The sequence below is a fragment of the Ornithinimicrobium humiphilum genome (assembly GCF_006716885.1).
Taxonomy (GTDB): Bacteria; Actinomycetota; Actinomycetes; order Actinomycetales; family Dermatophilaceae; genus Ornithinicoccus; species Ornithinicoccus humiphilus.
Map to the genome: position 1 here is coordinate 346,636 of NZ_VFPU01000001.1, position 18,758 is coordinate 365,393.

Sequence of the window (18,758 nt, forward strand, 5' to 3'; positions counted from 1 at the left end):
TCCGTGCCATGACTGCCGCACGCGACCGCCTGCTCGAGCTCATCACGGACAAGGCCGTCGTGCACGGCCGGGTCACGCTCTCCTCCGGCCGGGAGGCCGACTACTACGTCGACCTGCGCCGCATCACCCTCCACGGCGAGGCCGCGCCGCTCGTCGGCGACGTCATGCTCGACCTGGTCGCCGACCTCGAGTTCGACGCCGTGGGCGGTCTGACGATGGGTGCCGACCCGGTCGCCACCGCCATGCTGCACGCCGCGCACCGCCGCGGGCAGCGGCTGGACGCCTTCGTCGTGCGCAAGGCCGAGAAGGCGCACGGCCTGCAGCAGCGGGTCGAGGGCCCCTCGGTGACGGGCCGCCGCGTGCTCGTCGTCGAGGACACCTCCACGACCGGCGGCTCCCCGCTGACCGCGATCGAGGCGCTGCGCGAGGCCGGAGCCGAGGTCGTCGCGGTGGCGGTCATCGCCGACCGGGCCAGCGGCGCCGAGGAGCGCATCCGCGAGACCGGCCTGGACTACCGCTTCGCCTACTCGCTGACCGACCTCGGCCTCGCCTGAGACCCAGGATCTGCGGTGCCGCGGGCATCGCACACCCCTGACCCCGGGCACGACGGAGCCCCCGCACCTTCCCCTTGTGCGGGGGCTCCGGGCTCGTCGGGCCGGCTCAGACGCCGGGGACCCGGCCGTACCAGACGTTCTCGGGCCGGTCCCAGATCTTGCCGTAGACCACGCCGGTCGAGGGGTTCTGCGCCTCGTAGCTCATGCCGTTCCCGGCGTAGAGACCCACGTGGTAGTAGTTCTTGTAGAAGACCAGGTCGCCCGGCTGGGGGTCGGTGACCGGGATGACGAAGGTGCGCTGGTCACGCACGGTGTTGGGGATGTTGATCCCGTTCTGCTTGTAGATCCACCAGGTGTAGGCGGAGCAGTCGAAGGCGTTCGGCGGGGTCCCGTAGAGCACGTACGGGAAGCCGACGTACTGCGCCGCCGTGTTGAGCAGCGACTGCCGCAGCGGCGTCGGGGCCGGCGGGGCGGGGGCCGGGGCCGGGGCCGGGTTGCTCGCCGGCGGCGTCGAGGACAGCACGCTGGGCGCCATGTACTGGGTGGAGCTGATCTTCAGCCACCCGTTGGAGGTCAGCTCACCGGTGACCTTGGTGCCCTGGGTCTTGGTGCCCACGATCGAGTAGGTCGTGCCGGGCCCGGAGCGGACGTTGGCCACGGCGACGCTGACCCAGCGGTCGACCTTCTGGGCGGCCGGCGGCGCGGGGGCGGGCGTGGTCGGCGCCGGCGCGCTGCTGAGCACGAGCCCGCTGACGTAGCGGCCGTTGCCCAGGTCCAACCAGTCGTTGCTGGTCCACGTGCCGGTGAGCTTGGTGCCGGCGGTGGTGGTGCCGACGATCGAGTAGTTCAGGCCCGGGCCGGAGCGGACGTTGGCCACCGCCGCGGTGACGTAGGCCGAGGCTCGCGAGGACGACGGGGCGCTGGGCGTGCTGCCCGCCGGGGCGCTCGCGGTGAGCACCGACGGCGCCATGTACTGGGTGTCGGAGATCTTCAGCCAGCCGTTGTCGGCCAGCGTGCCGCGCACCTCGGCGCCGGCGGTCTTGGTGCCGACCACGGCGTGGGTGGTCGAGGGGCCCTTGCGGACGTTGGCGACCGGGACGCTCACCCAGCGTGACACCGTCTCCGCCTGCGGAGCGGTGACGACGCCGCCGCCGGAGCCCGCACCCGGGGCCGAGGGGGCGGTCGAGGTGAGGATCGTGCTGCTGAGGTAGCGGTCGGTGCCGACCTTGAGCCAGCCGTTGGAGGTCATGGTGCCCGTCACGGCGGTGCCGCTGAGCATCGTCCCGACGACGCGGTGCTCCAGACCGGGGCCGGAGCGGACGTTGCCGACCTTGACCGACAGGTACATCGTCACGGTCTGCCCCGTGGAGCCCGACCCCGCGGAGGGGGCGGGGTTGGTCGCCGAGACGACGGACGGCGCGAGGTACTGGTTGGCGGACACCTTGAGCCAGCCACCGGTGGTCAGGGTGCCCTTGAGGGCCGTCCCCTGCGTCTTCGTCCCGACGACGCTGTAGTTCGTGCCCGGCCCGGAGCGCACGTTGGCCACCGGGACGCTCACCCAGCGGGTCACGGTGTTCTGGTCGACCGTCGGCAGGACCCGCGGGGTCGCCGGTGCCTTCGGGGTGGCGGGCAGCTGCGGCGTGCGCGGGAGCTGAGGAGCGGGGGCAGCCTGCGCGGTCGGCGCGAGGGCGACCACCGGTGCCGTGGCTGCGGTGACCGCGATCAGGGTGCGGGACAGACTGCGCGTGCGGGACGTCATAGACCAATCCATCTGAAATCGGGGGCGGGACACTCACAGGGGACGAGCGGGACAGGAGCAGTGAAGCCAGGAATCTGCGGGGGCGCAAGACCCGCACCGGGCTGGCTGGGCGTTTCCTGGGGGAACCACAAGCATGTAACTCTGTGATTTTCGTCACAGCGTTGCGACAACGCCGCAGGTCACGCCGGATATCACACCGGTGTAACTCGCTGACCAGCAGATTTGTGGCGATGTCACACCCGTTTCGGGCGTCACAGGCGACTCACGGAAGGCCGTGGTGGGCGTGTCCTGGTGTGACGGGTGGGGCGTCGCCACGAGCCCCCGGACCACGACGAAAGGGCCCCGCCGACACGGTGGTCGGCGGGGCCCCTCGGGCTGGTCGGTCAGCGGCGGCGGCGGTCCCAGTGCGCGAAGCCGGCCGCGCGGGCGGCCTCCTCGCTCTCGAACCAGACCTCCGCGCGCACGCTGTCGTAGCTCGGCGACTCGGGGGTGTGGAAGAGCATCGAGCCGACGTTGCCCTTGATCTCCCAGCCGGCGGGGCCGGAGCCGTCCGGAAGCGGCTCGGCGGACCCGGCGCCGTAGACCGACTCCGAGAAGACGGGCGCGGCGCCCGTGTCCTCGACGGCCGGGGCGGTGTCCTCCGACGCCGGGGAGTCCCACGACCCGGCGGTGGCGTCCGACGCGGGAGCGGGCTCGGCGGTCGGGGTGACCGCGGGCGCGTCCGGGTCGACGTAGAGCGGCGCCGCGGCGGGTGCGCCGGCGCCGTCGTCCGTGGTGTCCGGGCCGTGGTCCGCACGCGCCACGATGTCGTCGGCGGTCTCCGGGGCGTCGGTGCCGCCGTCGGCCGGGGTGTCCCAGCCGGTGCCGGTGACGGGCTCTTGGGTGGACGTGCCGGTGTCGCCAGCGTCGGTCGTGTCCGTCGCCGTCGCCGTCGCCGTCGTCAGGTCGTCGACCGGGCCGGCGTGCGTCTGCTCCCAGGTGCGGTCGTCGCCCTCGGTGCGGGCGTCGGCGTCCCAGGGACCCTCGTCGTCGACCACGACCGCCTCGCCGCCGGCGGCCCGGTAGGTGGTGCTGTCGCCGACGGGGTACTCCTCACCCGACGCGTCGTCGTCGCTGGCCTGGGCAGGAGCCTCGTCGCCGAAGGACTGCTCCACGGGAGCCTCGGCGCCCGGGGGCTCCTCGGACACGGGTGCCTCGGGGACGGGGGGCTCCTCGTAGGCCTCGTAGGACGGGCCGTCGTCGTAGGCGGCGGGCGGTGCCTCGTCCGCGCCGAGGTCGACCGGCTCCTGCTCGCCGCGGGTCAGCGGTTCCTCGCTGGCGCCCTCGTCGACGTCCGCATCGGTGAGGGGCGTGACCTCGGCGGTGCCCGGCATCGGGGCGACGTCGGTCGCGGGCTGGTCGGGCTGGTCCCACCCGGCCGAGGTGTTCTCGGGGTCGTGCCCGGTGCCGTCGTCGAAGTGCGTCGGCGGGACGTCGGCGGGGGCGACGGGTTCGTCGTCCACGGGCTCGTCGTAGAGCGAGGGGTCCTCGACCTGCGGCCCCCCGGTCGGGGCGAGGTCGGCGTCGTCGGTCCGGTCGGCGTCGTAGTCCCCGGGCTCGTTCGGGAACGGCTCGTCGGCGTCGTCGGCCTGGTGCGTCGACCCTGCGCCGGACGCGGCGATGGCCGCCGCCCCGGCCCCGGCCCCGGCCGCGGGAGCCGCCTCCGACGCGCGCAGGTCGGCGTCCTGGTCGTAGACGTCGCGGTCCTCGCGCTCCGGCGAGGTCAGGCGGTCGGTCGCCCGGTCGGGGGTGCCGGTCGCACCCCCGCTGCCGGAATCCGCGTCGCCGTCGCCGTTGTCCTTCCCGGGGGAGCGCAGGAGCATGAACACCGCGGCCGCGATGAGCAGCAGCAGCAGGATGATCATGATCCACTTCGTCGTGTCGTCCATGAGGTGTTCCTCCTAGTGACGGCCGGGGCCGCGTCCGAGGCACCCGCGATGTTGCGGCGCTGAGCCCACCGTAGTGCGACGCCGCAGGTCGCGCACGGGATCAGGCCCCGTGGCGCCGCCCCCGCGGGCCACCCCCCCGCCACCCTGGGGGAGAGCCTCCGGCGGGAGCGGGTGCTCGCACGACCGACCCCTGCCGTCACCGGATGGGAGAATCGACGGCGACCCCCTCCCCCCCCCCCGACAGGAGAAGCGTGTGAGCACCCAGACCGAGCTGACCGGTGTGGCCGGCTGGGCCGTGGACGTGATGGAACGCCTTGGCGGGCCGGGAGCGGGGTTGATCATCGCGGCCGAGAACCTCTTCCCGCCGCTGCCGAGCGAGGTGATCCTGCCGCTGGCCGGCTTCACCGCGAGCCAGGGCACCTTCACCGTCGCCGGCGCCATCGCCTGGACCACGGCCGGGTCGGTCGTCGGCGCCCTCTTGCTCTACACCCTGGGTGCGGTCTTCGGGCGCGAGCGCTTCCGGAAGGTCTGGGGGATGCTGCCGCTCGTCACGCTCGAGGACCTCGACAAGACCGAGGCGTGGTTCGAGCGGCACGGCACCAAGGCGATCTTCTTCGGCCGGATGATCCCGATCTTCCGCAGCCTCATCTCCATCCCCGCGGGCATCGAGCGGATGCCGCTGCCGATCTTCGTCGGCCTGACGACGGCCGGCAGCCTGATCTGGAACTCGCTCTTCGTCGTCGCCGGCTACCAGCTCGGCGAGAACTGGCACGTCGTCGAGCAGTACGCCGACGTCTTCCAGAAGATCGTCCTCGTCGCCGTCGTGCTCTTCGTCGGCTGGTTCGTGGTGTCCCGCGTCCGGCGGATGCAGCGGGACCGGGCCGCGTGACCGTCGGGGTCGGGCCCTGGGAGGGGTCCTGGCCGGAGGCCCCGGAGGGGAACCTGCCCGCGCACCTCGACCCCGAGCTGCTCCGCGAGGGCGACCGGCGCAACGTGCTCGACCGCTACCGCTACTGGCGGCACGAGGCGATCGTCGCGGACCTCGACCAGCACCGTCACGACTTCCACGTCGCGGTGGAGAACTGGGAGCACGACTTCAACATCGGCTCCGTCGTGCGCACCGCCAACGCCTTCAACGCCGCCGCCTTCCACATCGTCGGACGTCGCCGGTGGAACCGCCGCGGCGCGATGGTCACCGACCGCTACCAGCACGAGCACCACCACCCGGACGTCGCCTCCCTCGCCGCCTGGGCGCGTGAGGAGGGGCTGCCGATCCTCGGTGTGGACAACGTCCCCGGGTCGCGACCCCTCGAGGGGTATGCCGTGCCCCGGCGCTGCGTGCTCCTGCTCGGCCAGGAGGGTCCCGGGCTCAGCCCCGAGGCGCTGGAGGCCAGCGAGGTGGTGCTGGCGATCACGCAGTACGGCTCGACCCGCTCGGTGAACGCCGGCGCGGCCGCGGCGATCGTCATGTACCACTGGGCCCTGCAGCACGCCGCTCGCTCCTGACGCCTCCCACGGACCGGCGGCCGCGGCGCGGCACGGCTGTGCGAGCATGGGGCCAGCCGACCGCACAGCCGCGTTCCGAGGAGGACCCATGCCCATCGCCACCCCCGAGGTCTACGCCGAGATGATCGACCGGGCGAAGTCCGGCAGCTTCGCCTACCCGGCGATCAACGTGACCTCGAGCCAGACCCTCAACGCCGCCCTCAAGGGCTTCGCGGACGCCGGGAGCGACGGCATCATCCAGGTCTCCACCGGTGGCGCCGAGTACTTCTCGGGCCAGAACGTCAAGGAGATGGTCACGGGCGCTCTCGCGTTCAGCGCGTTCGCCCACGAGGTGGCCAAGAAGTACAGCGTCAACATCGCGCTGCACACCGACCACTGCCCCAAGGACAAGCTCGACACCTTCGTCCGTCCGCTGCTGGCCGCCTCCATCGAGCGTGTCGAGCAGGGCGGCCTCCCCTACTTCCAGTCGCACATGTGGGACGGCTCCGCCACCCCGCTGGAGGAGAACCTGCAGATCGCCGAGGAGCTGCTCCAGCTCTCCGCCCGCGCCCGGACGATCCTCGAGGTCGAGATCGGCGTCGTCGGCGGCGAGGAGGACGGCGTCGCCAACGAGATCAACGAGCAGCTCTACACCACCCCCGAGGACGCCATCGCCACCGTGCGGGCGCTCGGCGGTGCCGACAAGGCCCGCTACCTGACGGCCCTGACCTTCGGCAACGTCCACGGCGTCTACAAGCCGGGCAACGTCAAGCTGCGCCCTGAGATCCTCAAGGAGGCCCAGGCGGCCGCGGCCCGCGAGCTCGGCCTGCCCGAGGGCGAGCGTCCCTTCGACCTCGTCTTCCACGGCGGCTCCGGCTCCAGCGCCCAGGAGATCTCCGACGCGGTCGACTACGGCGTCGTGAAGATGAACATCGACACCGACACCCAGTACGCCTTCACCCGCCCGGTCGCCGGCTTCATGATGAAGAACTACGACGGCGTGCTGAAGATCGACGGCGAGGTCGGCAACAAGAAGCTCTACGACCCCCGCACCTGGGGCAAGGAGGCCGAGGCCTCCATGGCGGCCCGGGTCGTCGAGGCCTGCGAGCACCTGCGCTCGGCGGGAACCTCGCTGTGACCGACCTGCTCGGCATCCCCGAGACCCGCCTGCCCGAGGACCCGGCCACCGCGGCGCTCCGCGAGGGGCAGGACCCGCGGGCCGTGGCCACCGCCCACCCCGCCTCGAGCCTGGCGTGGGCCGCGCTGGCAGAGCGGGCGCTGCAGGAGGGCGACGACGTCGGCGCCTACGCCTTCGCCCGCACCGGTTACCACCGCGGCCTCGACTCCCTGCGCCGCGCCGGGTGGCGCGGCCAGGGCCCGGTGCCGTGGGAGCACGAGCCCAACCAGGGCTTCCTGCGGGCCCTCGGGGCGCTGGCGCGCGCGGCCGGCCGGATCGGGGAGACCGAGGAAGAGGTCCGCTGCACGGAGTTCCTGCGGGCCTCGTCGGTGGAGGCCGCGCGGATCCTGGGGCTGTAGACGTCAGCGGTCTCGGTGCGGAGCTGACCCGGTCCCCCTCGCGCGGTCGGCACCGAGGCCCCCGGCGCCGACCGCGCCCCCTGAGACGGGCACTCGCGTCCCCTGACGGTATTGCCCGTGAGGCCAATGTAACCAGACTTCGCCGCGCGCGGGTGGCCTAACGCTGCCAGTGGCCCTAACCTGCCATACGTGATTCCTCAACCAGCGACCTTCGACCTGGGGGACGAGGCGGTGCTGCTCTACCGGCACGTGCTGCGCAGCCTTCCCGGCACCGTAGCCGACCACGCCGAGGCGGTGGGCTGGTCGCCCCGGCACACCGAGGAGACCCTGACCCAGCTCGAGCGGCTGGGGCTGGTCCGGCAGGCCGCCGACGGGACGGTCCGGGTCGACGACCCGCGCGCGACCGTGGGGCGCCTGCTCGACAGCGAGGAGGTCGAGCTCGACAGCCGTCGCCGCCGCCTGCTGGAGCTGCGGGAGACGCTCGCGGCCTTCGAGTACGACTACCGGCGTGGGCTCCAGCTCTCGGGCCCGCGCACGCCCCCGTGGGAGCGGGTCGCGCCGTCCGAGGCGGGTGCCGCCGTCGACCTGCTGCTGCGCACCTCGGACGGGCCGTTGCTCCAGGTCATCCGCTACATCGAGTACGGCCCCGGCCACGACGAGGAGGTCCAGCGACAGCGTCGGCGCTGGATCGCCGAGGGGCGCGGTGCCCGCACGGTCTTCTCCCAGCACGTGCTGGAGAGCCCGCGCTGGGCGGCCTTTGCCGAGGCCCGGGCCGTCGGCGGCGAGCAGCAGCGCTTCCTTCCCATGGACTCCATCCCCCGCAGCTTCGGGGTCTTCGGTCGCAGCGGGGTCGTCCTGCCCACCGGCGGGGTGGACGAGGACTACCTCCTGGTGCGCGAGCCGGTGCTGATCGACGCCTTCACGGTGCTCTTCGAGGAGCTCTGGCGCCGGGCCGAGCCGGCTCTCGGCCAGGACGCCTCGGAGGGGGAGATCCGCCTCCTGGAGCTGCTCGCCCTGGGTTTCAAGGACGAGGCGATCGCCCGTCAGCTGGGCCTCTCGCTGCGCACCGTGCGGCGCCGGATCGCCGCCCTCATGGAGGAGCACGCCGCCGACACGCGCTACCAGCTGGGGCTGGCCGTGGGACGGCTGGGTCTGCTCGACCGCGGACGACGTTAGGCTGGGGGGACAAGCCGGTTGCCGTAGCGAAAGGTCAGCGAATGCCAGCGATCGTCCTGGTGGGCGCCCAGTGGGGCGACGAGGGCAAGGGCAAGGCCACCGACCTCCTCGGCAGCGAGGTGGACTACGTGGTGAAGTTCAACGGCGGCAACAACGCCGGCCACACCGTCGTCATCGGCGACCAGAAGTACGCCCTCCACCTCCTCCCCAGCGGCATCCTCTCCCCGGGGTGCACGCCCGTCATCGCCAACGGCGTGGTCATCGACCTGGCCGTCCTCATCACCGAGCTCGACGGGCTCGCGGAGCGTGGCGTCGACGTCTCCAAGCTGCAGATCAGCGCCAACGCCCACGTCATCCCGCCCTACAACCGGGTGCTCGACAAGGTGACCGAGCGCTTCCTCGGCAGCCGCAAGATCGGCACGACAGGTCGCGGGATCGGTCCGACCTACGCCGACAAGATGAGCCGCGTCGGCATCCGGGTCCAGGACCTCTACGACGAGTCGATCCTGCGGCAGAAGGTCGAGGCCGCCCTGGCGACCAAGAACCAGCTGCTCGTGAAGATCTACAACCGCCGCGCGGTCGAGGTCGACGAGGTGATGGAGGAGCTGCTCCGCCACGCCGAGCGGATCCGCCCGATGGTCACCGACACCGCCCTGGAGCTCAACAACGCCCTCGACCGCGGCGAGACGGTGCTCTTCGAGGCCGGGCAGGCCACCCTGCTCGACGTCGACCACGGCACCTACCCGTTCGTGACGTCCTCCAATGCCACCGCGGGCGGCGCCTGCACCGGCTCGGGCGTGCCCCCGACGCGCGTCGACCGGGTCATCGGCATCTTCAAGGCCTACACCACCCGTGTCGGCGAGGGTCCGTTCCCGACCGAGCTGCTCGACGACGACGGCCAGTTCCTGCGCGACGCCGGGCACGAGTACGGCACGACCACCGGCCGCCCGCGGCGGTGCGGGTGGGCCGACGTCGTCATCGGCCGCTTCGCCCAGCGCATCAACGGCATCACCGACATGGTCATCACCAAGCTCGACGTGCTCACCGGGCTCGAGCGGATCCCGGTCTGCGTCGCCTACGACGTCCAGGGCACGCGCTTCGACGAGATGCCGGTCAACCAGTCCGACTTCCACCACGCCCGGCCGGTCTACGAGGAGCTGCCCGGCTGGTCGGAGGACATCACCGGCTGCCGCACCTTCGAGGACCTGCCCGTCAACGCCCAGCGCTACGTCCGCCGGCTCGAGGAGCTCATGGGCACCCGCGTCTCGGTCATCGGTGTCGGCCCGGGCCGTGACCAGTCGATCGTCCTGCACGACATGGTGGGCGGCCCCGCCGCCTGACCAGCGCCCCCCCGGGCCCGGCGGGGTCAGCCCGACCCGCCGGCCTCCCGGGCGGCCGCCGCGGCCCGGGCGACCCACGCCGGGACCTCGCCGTAGCGCTGCGGCGGCACCAGTTGCCCGGCCGCGCTGTCCTGGACCAGCTGCTGCAGCCGCCGCTGCCGGGTCGTCTCCTGCTTGGCGTCGTGCAGCCAGACCGCCACCACCCGGCGGTAGCCCGCCGTGGCCGCCGCCCAGAACGCCGCGGCGGCCGGGACGGCCTCCAGGGCGGCGAGCTCGTCCGGCGCCAGCTCCTCCGGGCCGTAGGAGTAGCCGGTGCGCTCGCGTCGGGCCTCGAAGACCACCAGGCCCTCGGGCCGCATCAGGCCCTGGGCCTGCAGCCGCTCGACGTGCGCGACGTTGACGGCGCTCCAGCGGCTCCCGGGCCGGCGGGGCGTCCACCGCTGGCGGCGCGCGTCGTCGTCGATGCGCTGGCTGACGGAGTCGATCCACCCGAAGCAGAGCGCGACCGGCACCGCCTCCTCCCAGGTCAGTCCCCGGACCGGCACGTGCTTCTTCCAGAGCCCCATCCACAGCTCGTCGGCGGTGGCGTGGTGCTCCTCCAGCCAGGCGCGGAAGGCGTCGGGGCCGGAGAAGAAGATCGCGGGACGCTCCGGCGTGCCTCCCTCGACCCAGCCGACGGTCATGCGGACGACGGAAAGCTGAAGCGTGTGCAGTCGTTCGGGAAGTCGAACCACGCGAGCACCCGGCCCGGCGTGATCACGCGCAGGCCGCCGCCGTCCTCGCCCGCCCACGAGTCGGGCGCCGGCGTGTAGCCGGCCGCGGCGTACTTGCCGAAGGCCTCGGACAACCGTCCGCCCAGGTCGTCGGGGTCGACACGGGTGGCGTGCGACTCGCCCTCGACGATCACCACCTCGGTGCCGCTCTCCAGCGTGAGCGTGACGGCCGGGTTGTGCTCCACGTTGCGGGTGTGCCGGGTCGTCGGCGCACCGTCGTACCAGAACCGGCCGTCGAACCAGACGCCCCAGCGGGGCACGGAGTGCGGCCGCCCGTCCGGCCGCACGCTGGAGATCCAGTAGTGCTGCGCGTCGCGCAGCCGTGGCTCGACCTGATCCCAGGTCAGGAGACCGTCGGTGGTCTCCGGGAGGCCGTAGCCCTCGGGGAACTCGGGCCGGCTCGACGTCGGTGTCGCTCTCGGTGTCGTCTCCATCCCTCGACCGTAGACCCGGGGACCGACACCGTGGGAGACCTGCGCAGGACCCGACCGGATGACATCATGCATCGGGTGGCACCCCGACCGCCGACCGAGCAACGGCTGCGGGACCTGGCGGCCCTGCGTCGGGTCCGCGACCGCATCGACCGCGACTACGCCCAGCCGCTCGACGTGCCCGCGCTGGCGCGCGAGGTGCACATGTCCGCGGGTCACCTGTCACGGCAGTTCCGGGAGGCCTACGGCGAGTCGCCCTACTCCTACCTCATGACCCGTCGCATCGAACGCGCGATGACGCTCCTGCGCCGCGGCGACCTCAGCGTCACGGACATCTGCTTCGAGGTCGGTTTCTCCTCCCTCGGCACCTTCAGCACCCGCTTCTCCGAGCTCGTGGGCATGCCCCCGAGCGTCTACCGGCGCGACGCCGAGCTGCTCTCCATACCCCCGTGCGTGACGAAGCGGGTCACCCGACCGATCAGGAATCGAGAAGCGCCGCTGCCGACCACACGCCTACCGTGATCGACATGGACATCACGATCTCCTCGAGCTTCCTGCCCGCCGACGACCCGGAGGCCTCGCTGGCGTTCTACCGCGACGTCCTCGGCTTCGAGGTCCGCGGCGACGTCGGCCAGGGCACCATGCGCTGGATCACCGTCGGCCCGCCCAACCAGCCGCAGACCTCCATCGTGCTGCACCCGCCCGCGGTCGACCCGGGGATCAGTGAGGAGGAGCGCGCGGTCATCGCCGAGATGATGGCCAAGGGCACCTACGCCGGCATCAACCTCGCGTCCACCGACCTGGACGCCCTCTTCGAGAAGGTCCAGGCCAGCGGCGCCGACATCATGCAGGAGCCGATGGACCAGGACTGGGGCGCCCGCGACTTCGCGGTCCGCGACCCCGCCGGCAACTCGATCCGCATCCAGCAGGCCTGACTCTGACACGAGAGCAGACCCTCATGGCAGAGACCACCACCCTGTCCGCGGCCGAGAAGAAGGCCATCAAGGAGCGAGCGGCCGAGCTCAAGGCGAGCCAGAAGAAGGACAAGCTCGAGCAGGCGGTGATGGCCAAGATCGCCGAGATGCCCGAGGACGAGCAGGTTCTCGCCCGCAAGGTCCACGAGATCGTCAAGGAGGAGGCGCCGCACCTGACGGCGAAGACGTGGTACGGCATGCCCGCCTACGCGAACGAGGCCGGCAAGATCGTCGTGTTCTTCCAGGGCGCCTCGAAGTTCGACGCGCGCTACTCCACGATCGGCTTCGACGAGGCGGCCAACCTGGACGAGGGCACCATGTGGCCCACCGGATGGGCGGTCACCCGCCTCGGCGACGCCGAGGAGAAGAAGCTCCGCGAGCTGGTGCGCCGGGCCGTCGCCACCGACTGAGGGGCCGGCGTGGCCCGTCAGCCCACCCACACCCTGGCGTTGCGGAACATCCGCAGCCAGGGGCTGGCCTCGTCGAGCGGCCCGGACGTCCACGACATCTGCACGTTGCGCTGCACCCGCTCGGGGTGCGGCATGAGCGCCGTGAACCGGCCGTCCGGGGTCGTCACCGCGGTGATGCCCTCGGGCGAGCCGTTGGGGTTGGCCGGATAGCTGGTCGCGACCTCGCCCGTGGTGGTGACGAAGCGCGCCGCCACCTGCACCGCGGACCGGTCGCCGCGGGCGTCGAAGTTGGCGAAGCCCTCGCCGTGCGCCACCGCGATCGGCAACCGGGAGCCCGCCATGCCGGTGAAGAAGACCGACGGGCTCTCGAGCACCTCGACCATCGAGAGGCGCGCCTCGTACTGCTCGCTGCGGTTGCGGGTGAAGCGGGGCCACGCGTCCGCCCCGGGGATGAGGTCGGCCAGCGCCGCGAACATCTGGCACCCGTTGCAGATGCCGAGGCCGAAGGTGTCGTCACGGGCGAAGAAGGTCGTGAAGCCCTCCAGCAGGCGCTCGTTGAAGAGCACCGAGCGGGCCCAGCCCTCGCCGGCCCCGAGCGTGTCGCCGTAGGAGAAACCGCCGCAGGCGACGAGGCCGACGACGTCGGCGAGGTCGAAGCGGCCCGCCTGCAGGTCGGTCATGTGCACGTCGTAGGTCTCGAAGCCGGCCCGGTCGAAGGCGAAGGCGGTCTCGACGTGGGAGTTGACCCCCTGCTCGCGCAGGATCGCCACCCGGGGCCGGGCCCCGAGGTTGACGTAGGGGGCCGCGACGTCCTCGCGCGGGTCGAAGGTCGGGCTGACCTGCAGGCCGGGGTCCCCGTCGGCGGCGAAGGCGGCGTGCTCCTCGTCGGCGCAGTCGGGGTTGTCGCGCAGCGCGCTGATGCGCCACGAGACCTCGTCCCACGCCTGCGCCAGCTCGCGCACAGGCTCCCCGAGCAGCGGCTCGCCGTCCACGAGCACGGTCACCCGGCGCTCGTCGGCCGTGCGGCCCACCGTCGTCGCGAGGTCGCCCAGTCCGTGCCGGCCCAGCACCTCCGTCACGGCGTCCACCCGGTCGAGCGGCACGCCGAGGACGACGCCGAGCTCCTCGGCGAAGAGCGCGGGCACCGAGCCCACCTCGAGCTCGACGCCCACGGCACCGGCGAAGGCCATCTCGCAGGCCGCCGCCCACAGGCCGCCGTCGGAGCGGTCGTGGTAGGCCGTGACCAGGTCGTGCTCGCGCAGCTCGGCCAGGGCGGCCGTGAGCACGACGAGGCGCTGCGGGTCGTCCAGGTCCGGGACGGTGCCGCCGAACTCGCCCCGCACCTGCGCCAGCACGGAGCCGCCGAGGCGGTCACGGCCGGCGCCGAGGTCCACGAGCACGAGCGCGGAGCCGGGGAGCAGCTGCGGCGTCCAGGTGCCGCGCACGTCCGGCAGCGAGGCGAAGGCCGAGACGACGAGCGAGACGGGGGAGACGACCTGCCGGGTCGTGCCCTCCTCGTCGGCCCAGGTGGTGCGCATGGACAACGAGTCCTTGCCGACGGGGACGGAGACGCCCAGGGCGGGGCACAGCTCCATCGCGACCGCGTGCACGGTGTCGTAGAGCGCGGCGTCCTCGCCCGGCTCGCCCGCGGCGGCCATCCAGTTGCAGGACAGCTTGACCCGGTCGAGGCCGAGCACCGGCGCCGCGAGCAGGTTGGTGAGCGCCTCGCCGACCGCCATCCGCCCGGACGCGGGCGCGTCGACGGCGGCGAGCGGCATACGCTCCCCGCTGGACATCGCCTGACCGGCCAGACCGACGAGGTCGGAGAGCGTGACGGCGACGTCGGCCACCGGCACCTGCCACGGGCCGACCATCTGGTCGCGGTGGCTCAGGCCGCCGACGGTGCGGTCGGCGATGGTGACGAGGAAGCGCTTGGAGGCGACCGTCGGGTGGCGCAGCACGGCGTAGGCCGCGTCGCGCACGGCATCGGCGTGCAGGCCGGAGAGGTCCAGCTCGGGGGTGGCGCGGCGCAGGCGGGTGGCGTCGCGGGTCATGCGCGGGGGCTTGCCCAGGAGGACCTCCATCGGCATGTCGACCGCCTGCACCGGCGGCTCCTCCTGCTCGAGCACCAGCTGCGGCTCGCCGGTCGCGACACCGACCACGGCGTAGGGGCAGCGCTCCCGCTCGCAGAGCGCGGCGAAGGCCGGCAGCGCGTCGGGGTCGAGCGCCAGGACGTAGCGCTCCTGGCTCTCGTTGGACCAGATCTCCTTGGGCGCCAGGCCGGACTCCTCCAGCGGCACCGCCGACAGGTCGAAGCGGGCGCCCAGCCCGGCGTCGTCGACGAGCTCGGGGAAGGCGTTGGACAGGCCACCCGCGCCGACGTCGTGGATGGCCAGCACGGGGTTGTCCTCGCCCATCGCCGCGCACTGGAGGATGACCTCCTGCGCGCGCCGCTGCATCTCGGGGTTGCCGCGCTGCACCGAGTCGAAGTCGAGCTCGGCGGCGTTGACGCCGGAGGCCATCGAGCTGGCGGCGCCGCCGCCCATGCCGATGCGCATGCCCGGCCCGCCGATCTGCACCAGCAGGGTGCCCGGGGCGAAGCGGATCTTCTCGGTCTGCGAGGCGCTGATCGAGCCCAGGCCGCCGGCGCTCATGATCGGCTTGTGGTAGCCACGGCGGACGCCGTCGACCGTCTGCTCGTAGACCCGGAAGAAGCCGCCCAGGCCGGGGCGGCCGAACTCGTTGTTGAAGGCGGCGGCTCCGATCGGGCCCTCGAGCATGATGTCGAGCGGGCTGGCGATGTGCTCGGGCCGGCCGTAGTCGTCGGCCTCCCACGGCTCGTCCGTGCCGGGCAGCCGCAGCGCCGACACCGCGAAGCCCGTCAGGCCGGCCTTGGGCGCGCTGCCGCGGCCGGTCGCGCCCTCGTCGCGGATCTCGCCGCCCGCGCCGGTGGCCGCCCCCGCGAACGGGGAGATCGCCGTCGGGTGGTTGTGGGTCTCCACCTTCATGAGGACGTGGACGTCCTCCTCGCGGGCGGTCCAGCGGCCCGGGCCGGCCGGGAGCTCGGGGGTGCCGGGGTCGACCCGCTCGGGCAGCCAGCGGGTGATGCGGCCGCCCTCGATGACGGAGGCGTTGTCCTTGTAGGCGACGACCGTGCCCTGCGGGTTGCTGGCCTCGGTGTGGCGGATCATCCCGAAGAGCGAGCGCGGCTGGGCCTCGCCGTCGAGGATGAAGTCGGCGTTGAAGATCTTGTGCCGGCAGTGCTCGGAGTTGGCCTGCGCGAACATCGTCAGCTCGACGTCGGTGGGATTGCGGCCCAGACCGGTGAAGGCCTCGACGAGGTAGTCGATCTCGTCCGGTGCCAGGGCCAGGCCCCAGGCGGCGTCGGCCTCGACGAGCGCCTCGCGCCCGCGGCCCAGCACGTCGACCTGCTCCATCGGCGCGGCCTCGCGCTCGGCGAAGAGCACCGCGGCCTCCTCGCGGGTGGCGAGCACGGTCTCGGTCATCCGGTCGTGGAGCACGCGGGCGCAGCGCTGCCAGGTCTCCTCGTCCAGGCCGGTGCCGGGGGCCAGCGCGAGGGTGTACTCGGTGACCCGCTCGACCCGGTGGATGTCGATCCCGCAGTTGTGGACGATGTCGGTCGCCTTGCTGGCCCACGGCGAGATGGTGCCCAGGCGCGGGGCGACGACGACGAGCACGCCCGCGTCGGTCGGCCCGGTCCACGGGTCGCCGTAGGTGAGGAGCGCGCCGAGCCGCTCCAGGTCGCCGGCCGGCAGCTCCGCGTCGGCGGCCACCCAGTGCACGTGGCGCGCGGACACGCCGGTGACCTGGTCGGCCACGTCCTGCAGGCGGCGCAGCAGCGCCCGCGCCCGGAAGTCGGAGAGGGCCGACCCGCCCGCGAACGTCGTCAGCCAGTAGTCGTGGACGGCCATCGGGGCAGTCTCCTTCAGGAGGCGGAGGGAGAGGGAACGGTGAACGGCTGGCCGGTGAGGTTCTCGTAGGCCTCGACGTAGCGGGCCCGGGTGAGCTCCACCACCTCGTCCGGCAGGGCTGGCGGGGGCGTGTCGGAGGCCCGGTCCCAGCCGCTGGCGGGCGAGGTCAGCCAGTCGCGGAGCACCTGCTTGTCGTAGGACGTCTGCGGGCGGCCGGGCTCCCACTCGCTGGCGCGCCAGAAGCGCGAGGAGTCGGGGGTGAGCACCTCGTCGGCCAGGACGACGTCGACGACGTCCGGGTCGACCGCGGCCCAGTCGACCTCGCCCTCGAGCGCCTGCTCGACGGAGATGCCGAGGGCCTCGGCGAGCTGGGCGGGGTCGACGCCGAACTCTACCTTGGTGTCGGCGATGAGGATGCCGCGCTGGCCGGCGATCTCGTTGCCGTGCTGCAGGATCGTCACCGTCAGGTCGCGCAGCCGCTCGGCCAGCCGTGGCCCGACGATCTCCACGACCTGCTCGTAGGAGATCGGCTGGTCGTGCTCGCCGACCGGGGCCTTGGTGCTCGGGGTGAAGATCGGGGCGGGCAGCCGGGAGCCGTCGCTGAGGCCTTCCGGCAGGCGCACGCCGGAGACCGAGCGGGTGGCGGCATACTCCGCCAGGCCGCCGCCGGTGAGGAAGGCACGGGCGACGCACTCGACCGGGAGCATCCGCAGCCGGCGCACGTAGATCGCGCGCCCGGCGACCTCGGCCGGCACGTCGGTGGAGACCACGTGGTGGGGGAGGTCGAGGACGTCGGCGAGCTGGTCGATCCACCACAGCGAGAGCTGGGTGAGGACCGTCCCCTTGTCGGGGATCGGGGTGTCCAGGACGTGGTCGTAGGCGCTGATCCGGTCGGAGGCGACGAGCAGCAGCCGCGAGGCGTCGCGCTCGCCGGTCGCGGGGTCGAGCGGGGCGTAGAGGCCCCGCACCTTGCCGGTGTAGACGAGCTCGTGGCCGGGCAGCTCCACGGGTACCTCCGGGGTCTTGGTGTCTGGGGCCGGGCGGGAGGGCACGTGCACACGGCCCTCCGCGGCGGCCAGGGCGATGTCGGTGCGCGCGTGCGAGCCGGCGAGGTGGAGGCGGTCCGCCGCGGCGTAGGCGCGCTCGCGGGCGGCGACGAGGTCGTCGCCGAGGGCCACGACGCTGAGCACGCGCCCGCCCGAGGAGACCAGCCGGCCGTCGACCTCGCGCGTGCCGGCCTGGAGGACGTGCACGCCCTCGACGGCCTCGGCCTCCTCGAGCCCGGTGATCTCGTCACCGGTCCGGGGCGAGGCGGGATAGCCGTCGGCGGCCACCACGACCGTCACGCTGCTCTGCTCGGACCACCGCAGCGGCGCGAGCTCGGCCAGCCGGCCCTGGGCCGCGGCCATGAGGACGCCCGCGAGCGGGGTGCGCAGGCGGGCGAGGACGGACTGGGTCTCGGGGTCGCCGAAGCGGGCGTTGAACTCGACCACGCGGGGGCCCTCGGCGCAGAGCGCGAGCCCGACGTAGAGGACGCCGGTGAAGGGCGTGCCGCGGCGGGCCATCTCCTCGACGGTCGGCTGGGCGACGGTCGCGACGACCTCCTCGACGAGGCCCGCGGGCGCCCAGGAGAGCGGGGTGTAGGCGCCCATGCCGCCGGTGTTGGGGCCCTCGTCGCCGTCACCGACCCGCTTGAAGTCCTGGGCGGGAGCGAGCGGCACCACGGTGCTGCCGTCGGCGAGGCAGAAGAGCGAGACCTCGGGGCCGTCGAGGTAGTCCTCGACGACGACCTGCCCGCCCTCGCCGGACAGGCAGGCAGCGGCATGCTCCAGCGCGGCGTCGCGGTCGTCGGTCACGACGACGCCCTTGCCGGCGGCGAGGCCGTCCTCCTTGACGACGTAGGGGGCTCCCGTGACGTCGAGGGCGGCCCGGACCTGGTCGAGGTCGGTGCACACGTGGGCGGCGGCGGTCGGCACGCCGGCGGCGGCCATGACCTCCTTGGCGAAGGCCTTGCTGCCCTCCAGCCGGGCGGCGGCGGCCGTCGGGCCGAAGCAGGCGATCCCGGCCGCGGCGAGCGCGTCGGCGACACCGGCCACGAGGGGCGCCTCCGGGCCGACGACCACGAGGTCGACGCCCAGCGAGCGGGCCAGCTCGGTCACGGCGGTGGGGTCGGCGGGATCGCCGGGCAGGCAGCGGGCGACCGCGGCGATGCCGGGGTTGCCGGGCAGTGCCGTCAGCTTCTCGACGTCGGGGTCGGCGGCGAGCGAGCGGGCCAGGGCGTGCTCCCGGGCACCGGAACCGAGCAGGAGGACCTTCACGCCGGTCGAGCCTACCGGCGCGCGCTGGGTGCCTCTGCCGCGGACAGGGGGTGGTGCACACCTGCAGGCGGGGCGGGGGCGACGGTCGGCGGGGCGGGCCGACGGCCGCGGCGCCGCAGGAGGGCCCCGAGGGCAAAGAAGT

Annotated in this window: 16 protein-coding genes; 10 read left to right on the forward strand and 6 right to left on the reverse strand. The window is 73.2% G+C overall.

Annotation, left to right across the window (positions count from 1 at the left end):
* Nucleotides 1-8: 8 nt before the first annotated feature.
* Entirely contained in the window at nucleotides 9-554 is a 546-nt protein-coding gene (gene pyrE / locus FB476_RS01575) for an orotate phosphoribosyltransferase (RefSeq protein WP_141817230.1), read from the forward strand.
* A gap of 106 nt (nucleotides 555-660) precedes the next feature.
* Here the strand turns inward: pyrE and FB476_RS01580 are convergent, their stop codons facing one another.
* Both FB476_RS01580 and FB476_RS01585 read right to left on the reverse strand, forming a co-directional pair.
* The gene (locus FB476_RS01580) at nucleotides 661-2,313 is read right to left on the reverse strand and encodes a C40 family peptidase (protein WP_141817231.1); all 1,653 of its coding nucleotides are present in this window, start codon (nucleotides 2,311-2,313) and stop codon (nucleotides 661-663) included.
* A gap of 383 nt (nucleotides 2,314-2,696) precedes the next feature.
* A complete protein-coding gene (locus tag FB476_RS01585; protein WP_141817232.1) occupies nucleotides 2,697-4,241 on the reverse strand; it encodes a sunset domain-containing protein in 1,545 nt (514 codons plus the stop codon).
* 304 nt (nucleotides 4,242-4,545) lie between these two features.
* Between FB476_RS01585 and FB476_RS01590 the strand changes: the two genes are divergently transcribed.
* The 6 genes from FB476_RS01590 to FB476_RS01615 all read left to right on the forward strand — a co-directional run bounded on the left by FB476_RS01590 (nucleotide 4,546) and on the right by FB476_RS01615 (nucleotide 9,778).
* Complete coding sequence (locus tag FB476_RS01590) at nucleotides 4,546-5,130, forward strand: DedA family protein (RefSeq protein WP_141819708.1); 585 nt, start codon at nucleotides 4,546-4,548, stop codon at nucleotides 5,128-5,130.
* On the forward strand, nucleotides 5,127-5,747 hold the full coding sequence (locus FB476_RS01595; RefSeq protein WP_202876871.1) for a TrmH family RNA methyltransferase: 621 nt from the start codon (nucleotides 5,127-5,129) through the stop codon (nucleotides 5,745-5,747). The genes FB476_RS01590 and FB476_RS01595 overlap by 4 nt, the downstream gene beginning before the upstream one ends.
* A gap of 88 nt (nucleotides 5,748-5,835) precedes the next feature.
* Nucleotides 5,836-6,864 (forward strand): class II fructose-bisphosphate aldolase, encoded by a 1,029-nt coding sequence (gene fbaA / locus FB476_RS01600; protein ID WP_141817233.1) that lies wholly within the window; start codon nucleotides 5,836-5,838, stop codon nucleotides 6,862-6,864.
* Complete coding sequence (locus FB476_RS01605) at nucleotides 6,861-7,262, forward strand: DUF3151 domain-containing protein (RefSeq protein WP_141817234.1); 402 nt, start codon at nucleotides 6,861-6,863, stop codon at nucleotides 7,260-7,262. The genes fbaA and FB476_RS01605 overlap by 4 nt, the downstream gene beginning before the upstream one ends.
* A 189-nt stretch (nucleotides 7,263-7,451) precedes the next feature.
* Nucleotides 7,452-8,438, forward strand: a complete 987-nt coding sequence (locus tag FB476_RS01610) for a helix-turn-helix transcriptional regulator (RefSeq protein WP_141817235.1) — start codon at nucleotides 7,452-7,454, stop codon at nucleotides 8,436-8,438.
* Between the two features lie 41 nt (nucleotides 8,439-8,479).
* A complete protein-coding gene (locus FB476_RS01615; protein ID WP_141817236.1) occupies nucleotides 8,480-9,778 on the forward strand; it encodes an adenylosuccinate synthase in 1,299 nt (432 codons plus the stop codon).
* 26 nt (nucleotides 9,779-9,804) lie between these two features.
* On the opposite strand, the gene FB476_RS01620 is transcribed toward FB476_RS01615, so the two are convergent.
* On the reverse strand, nucleotides 9,805-10,461 hold the full coding sequence (locus tag FB476_RS01620; RefSeq protein ID WP_141817237.1) for a YdeI/OmpD-associated family protein: 657 nt from the start codon (nucleotides 10,459-10,461) through the stop codon (nucleotides 9,805-9,807).
* Nucleotides 10,458-10,985, reverse strand: a complete 528-nt coding sequence (locus FB476_RS01625) for a pyridoxamine 5'-phosphate oxidase family protein (RefSeq protein WP_141817238.1) — start codon at nucleotides 10,983-10,985, stop codon at nucleotides 10,458-10,460. Before FB476_RS01625 ends, FB476_RS01620 begins: the two co-directional genes overlap by 4 nt.
* A gap of 75 nt (nucleotides 10,986-11,060) precedes the next feature.
* On the opposite strand from FB476_RS01625, the gene FB476_RS01630 reads away from it, so the two are divergent.
* Genes FB476_RS01630 through FB476_RS01640 form a run of 3 tightly spaced genes read left to right on the forward strand, consistent with a single transcriptional unit; the run spans nucleotide 11,061 to nucleotide 12,366 of the window.
* A complete protein-coding gene (locus tag FB476_RS01630; RefSeq protein WP_238329504.1) occupies nucleotides 11,061-11,504 on the forward strand; it encodes a helix-turn-helix transcriptional regulator in 444 nt (147 codons plus the stop codon).
* 5 nt (nucleotides 11,505-11,509) lie between these two features.
* Nucleotides 11,510-11,917, forward strand: a complete 408-nt coding sequence (locus FB476_RS01635) for a VOC family protein (RefSeq protein ID WP_141817240.1) — start codon at nucleotides 11,510-11,512, stop codon at nucleotides 11,915-11,917.
* Nucleotides 11,918-11,940: 23 nt separating this feature from the next.
* Nucleotides 11,941-12,366 carry an iron chaperone gene (locus tag FB476_RS01640; protein WP_141817241.1) on the forward strand — a complete coding sequence of 142 codons (426 nt, stop codon included), beginning with the start codon at nucleotides 11,941-11,943 and terminating at the stop codon, nucleotides 12,364-12,366.
* 17 nt (nucleotides 12,367-12,383) lie between these two features.
* Here the strand turns inward: FB476_RS01640 and purL are convergent, their stop codons facing one another.
* On the reverse strand, nucleotides 12,384-16,298 hold the full coding sequence (gene purL / locus FB476_RS01645; RefSeq protein ID WP_141817242.1) for a phosphoribosylformylglycinamidine synthase: 3,915 nt from the start codon (nucleotides 16,296-16,298) through the stop codon (nucleotides 12,384-12,386).
* A 14-nt stretch (nucleotides 16,299-16,312) separates the two neighbouring features.
* Nucleotides 16,313-18,616 carry a phosphoribosylamine--glycine ligase gene (gene purD / locus FB476_RS01650; protein WP_141817243.1) on the reverse strand — a complete coding sequence of 768 codons (2,304 nt, stop codon included), beginning with the start codon at nucleotides 18,614-18,616 and terminating at the stop codon, nucleotides 16,313-16,315.
* Nucleotides 18,617-18,758: the final 142 nt, after the last annotated feature.